Annotated in this window: 1 protein-coding gene; it reads right to left on the reverse strand. The window is 70.2% G+C overall.

All coding sequences use genetic code 11. From position 1 onward, the window contains the following. Positions 1–503 (reverse strand): thiolase family protein (locus tag IE172_RS34250; protein ID WP_268253504.1); only part of this gene is annotated, 503 nt, incomplete at both ends.

Consider the following 503-nt stretch of genomic DNA (forward strand, 5'->3'; position numbering starts at 1 on the left):
CTGCGGTCCCGCACCGGGACCACCGACCGCTCGAAGCGGTTCTCCTTCCACGCGGTCGCCGCCCGCTCCTGCGACAGCGCCGCGTACTCGTCCACGTCCCGCCGGGAGAAGCCCTCGATCGTCGCGATCAGGTCCGCCCCGATGCCCTGCGGGACGAAGTCGACGGCGAGGTTCGTCATCGGGTCGTTGAACCAGGCGCCGCCGTCGGAGGCCATGGGGACGCGGGACATGGACTCCACGCCGCCCGCGAGGACCAGGTCTTCCCAACCCGAACGGACCTTCATGGCCGCCAGGTTGACGGCCTCCAGACCCGAGGCGCAGAAGCGGTTCTCCTGAACACCGGCCACCGTGTCCGGCAATCCCGCCGCGATCGCGGCGATACGGGCGATGTCGGAACCCTGATCACCGACCGGCCCCACCACCCCGAGGACGATGTCGTCCACGGCCGCCGGGTCCAGACCGGGAAAACGGTCACGGATCTCGTGGATCAGCCCGACCACCAG

This window comes from Streptomyces griseoflavus (assembly GCF_014649995.1).
GTDB classification, from domain to species: Bacteria; Actinomycetota; Actinomycetes; order Streptomycetales; family Streptomycetaceae; genus Streptomyces; species Streptomyces griseoflavus.